Origin of the sequence: uncultured Ruminococcus sp. (assembly GCF_946415235.1) — a bacterium.
Taxonomy (GTDB): Bacteria; Bacillota; Clostridia; order Oscillospirales; family Ruminococcaceae; genus Ruminococcus.
Map to the genome: position 1 here is coordinate 1 of NZ_CAMKRR010000163.1, position 3,707 is coordinate 3,707.

4 protein-coding genes are annotated in these 3,707 nt (G+C 41.5%); 3 read left to right on the plus strand and 1 reads right to left on the minus strand.

All coding sequences use genetic code 11. From position 1 onward, the window contains the following. Window positions 1–167: 167 nt before the first annotated feature. Window positions 168–1,265, minus strand: a complete 1,098-nt coding sequence (locus Q0R37_RS15365; protein ID WP_294755481.1) for a DUF6076 domain-containing protein — start codon at window positions 1,263–1,265, stop codon at window positions 168–170. 524 nt (window positions 1,266–1,789) lie between these two features. On the opposite strand from Q0R37_RS15365, the gene Q0R37_RS15370 reads away from it, so the two are divergent. The 3 genes from Q0R37_RS15370 to Q0R37_RS15380 all read left to right on the plus strand — a co-directional run. Beyond that, entirely contained in the window at window positions 1,790–1,993 is a 204-nt protein-coding gene (locus Q0R37_RS15370; RefSeq protein ID WP_242940092.1) for a helix-turn-helix domain-containing protein, read from the plus strand. Further along, window positions 1,990–2,577: a CHC2 zinc finger domain-containing protein gene (locus tag Q0R37_RS15375; RefSeq protein ID WP_294755483.1), complete on the plus strand. Its 588-nt coding sequence runs from the start codon at window positions 1,990–1,992 to the stop codon at window positions 2,575–2,577. The genes Q0R37_RS15370 and Q0R37_RS15375 overlap by 4 nt, the downstream gene beginning before the upstream one ends. After that, on the plus strand, window positions 2,522–3,707 hold a 1,186-nt coding region (locus tag Q0R37_RS15380), incomplete at its 3' end, for a phage/plasmid primase, P4 family (protein WP_294755485.1). The genes Q0R37_RS15375 and Q0R37_RS15380, both read left to right, overlap by 56 nt.

Below are 3,707 nucleotides of genomic sequence, written 5' to 3' on the forward strand. Positions count from 1 at the left end.
TCATATACTCTTTTATGGCACTATTTCTCGTTTACACAGAATTTGGGATTGACTCCTGAAAATGGCTCTGCATCGTCGCAGTAGTTGTACATTGACATCAAAAAACTTGTATGATACAATAATTATGATTTACCCACTCACAGGGAGAATAGACTCGAATTAACAACCTACTTCCTTACCTTCTCTCTGTACACCTCCAAATCTATCTCGCCGTTTTCAGCCTTATCCCTGAGCTCAAGAGCATAATCTGCCCATTCAGCAAATTCAGCCTGCGTCATCTTCTTTTTGAGATAACGGGCATAGTGTTGCTTGTAAGCCTTGCTGTAAACATTCCAGTAAGGATTTGTTTTAACCTTATCAGCGTATTTCTTTCTGTGTCCCATATCACGGCATATCCTGCCGTTCATACCTTCGATCTCTCTTGTGCAGTAGTCAGAGAAAAGACCTGCTGTGAGAAGGAAGTATTTTTCGCAGTAACCGCATTTCTTGGGAAGATAATGTGATTCCAGTCCTTTGAACAATTCAATATACAGATAGCCTCCGAGCGTTGTGAAAGTATAGTGCTGACACAGCTCGGAGGCTTTTCTTTGCCTCAGAACCTTATAGGATAACTGCATATTCCCTGAAGGCTCTAATCTTTCATACGGATAGAGTCTGTTTTTAGGAGTGTTGTTAAAGTCGGCAAGAACCTGTGCTGTTTCGTTGTTATCAAGATATCGGCTTTCACTGTGGATCTTCTCTAAGAATTGCTCAAAGGTGCGCTTTACCCTGAGGATATCTTCTATGAAGGTACGCATTTCTGCCGCAAAGGCCTTTAACTGATCGTTAAGTATGTAGATATCCCTGAGAAGTTCTGAATCTTCCATATCACCTGAGCCAATACGTACATAGAAATGATAATGCTCTTCTGTATCAATGTCATCAAGCTCATCTTCTTCAAATGCCCAGCTATGCTCATTGAGTATCGTCCGCAGAGTATCACGCTGTATATCCATAGAGCTATACGGAGGAGTATTCGCTATCATCTGCTCAATTTTATCATAGAAAGAGATCGCTCCCTGAAACAGTTCTTCACTTTCATTAGCTTCGCGCATATCTTCGGGATAATGCAGTATAACTTCATATCGTCTGCATTCCGAATAGAGCTTATCGAGCTCACGGTAACGCTTATCGAGTATCTTTTCAAGTATCTCGCCCAGTACATATTTCTTTTTTCCGTTTATGTATACGGTATTCCCGTTAAAATACGCTGAAAAAGCTGTCATGTCAATTCTCCTTTAGCAGTTGTTTTATTCATTGTATCACATCTACTATATATAGTCAACTCAGAAGAATTACATCAAAAAATTTTTTCTGTCAGTTTTTGTTAGTAGGGACTTTTTTTAGATGCTGGATTTTACAAAAGAAAAATAAAAATAGGCGCAATTAAGCCGTTTAAGAGACGAATTTCAAAAAATAGATGTTACATATGAAAAAGTAGAGTATATGCCAGAATAGATGTGAAATAGTTGTAAATAGAGTATGCCTATCACATCTATTGACTTTGCTGTTTGGGTTAGCTATAATGGGATTGCAGCGTTGCAGAAGAAACTTGAAAACAGAATATTTCACATCATGTCACTGGAAAATGGAGTCCATAATTGTACAATGCTACAAAGTTGAAAATTATTTTTCTTATATTAAACGGTTTTCCGTTTAAAAAGTCCCCTTTTCCGCCTATATATACATACAGCTTTTAAAAAGCGTATGTCAGCAGCAATGCTGATCTTATTAAAAGGAGGTCATGAAAATGACTACACCAAAAAGAAAAGTGCTTACAATCAAAGAGGCGGCGAAGCTTATCGAGGGACTGACGGAATACCGCATCAGGCAGATGTGTATTTCGGGAGACCTGCCCTGTTTCAAGGCTGGCAAGAAGTACCTCATTTCCGAAGAAGCTCTTATGAAAGCTGTTTTCGGACATTATGAACCCGAGGGCGGTGATGCTGCATGAACATATTTGAAAAGGTTCGTGAAAGCGTTACCATGCAGCAGGTTGCGGAGCTGTACAGTATCGACACCCGCAGAGGAATTATAAACTGTATCTTCCATGACGACAAAAATCCGTCAATGAAGCTTTACGACGACCACTATTACTGCTTTGGCTGCGGAGCTCATGGAGATGCAGTAGCATTTGCGGCTCAGGTAATGGGACTGTCACAGTACGAAGCTGCAAAGCAGCTTTGCTCTGCCTTCGGTATCGTACACAGCAGCAAAGAACCATTCATAAAGCCTGTGATACAGAGGGAAACCCAGCGCGAGAAAGAGGGCAAAGCCTTCCGTGTATTGTCGGACTATTATCATTTGCTGTGCAGATTCCGGGAAGAATATGCTCCGCAAACGCAGGGAGAAGAGCCCAGTCCGCTGTTTGTAGAAAGTCTGAACAATCAGGATGAATATGAGAATTACTGTAATATTTTCATCAGCGGAACGCAGGAAGAGCGGAAAGACTTTATCGAGAACAGGAAGGAGGTATTGGAACGTGCAGGAAAGAGAGTCAGAGAATATTATGGAAACCGCTCCTGTTTGGCTCGATGATAAGAGCGTAAATGAGATAATCTTCTGCGAGGAATTTTTATCCGAGCACAGGATAATCTGTATCAATAATCAATTCATCGGCTTTGACGGAGTTATCGAGGATATCTATATTGAAAAGCTTATCTATGATAAGCTGAAACCGTATATTCAGAAGGGAGTTGCAGGCAAGGTAAAGCAGCTGTGTCAGGCGTTGAAACTGGACGCACATTCCGAGGAAATAGTTCCCGACATGAACGAGATTCACCTATTAAATGGAACGCTGAATGCTAAGACGGGCGAGTTCACTTACGAGAAAAAATTCTGCTTCGGACGTATCAATAACAGCTACAATCCTAATGCAGCTCCGCCCGAGAAGTTCCTGTCATTCTTGTCGGAGCTTCTGATACCTGAGGACATTCTCACGTTACAGGAATGGTTCGGATATCTTCTTATACCGAGTACAAAAGCACAGAAGATGCTGACTATGATAGGCAACGGCGGAGAGGGCAAGAGCCGTATCGGAGTTTTGCTGAAAAACATTTACGGCAGGACAATGTCCACGGGGAATCTGTATACTCTTGAAACCAACCGTTTCGCCCGAGCCGCACTTGAGAACGCATATCTTTTCCTTGACGACGATATGATAATGGAAAAGCTTTCCGAGACAAACGTACTGAAAACAATAATCACCAACGAAGGCAAAATTCTTATCGAGAAGAAAGGCATACAGCCATACTCAGCAAATATCTATGCAAAACTTATGTCATTCGGAAACGGTTCGCTGAAATCTCTAACGGACAAGTCCGACGGTTTCTTCCGCAGGCAGATAATTATTACAACGAAGCCCAAACCCGAAAACCGAGTTGATGATCCTTTCCTTGTGGAGAAATTTATTTCCGAAAAGGAAGGAATACTTCTGTGGTCACTTGAAGGTCTGCGGAGACTTATGGATAATAATTTCAGCTTTACTATCAGCGAAAGGACAGCAGAAAATCTCAGGAACAGCATGAAGGACAGCAGCAACATTATCGGCTTCTTAGAGGACGAACAGTTTGTAAAATTTGATCCTTCACTGGAATGCTCCACGGCTGATCTTTACAGCGGTTATTGTCACTGGTGTGCTATTAACAGTACCGATCCTATGAAAAAGG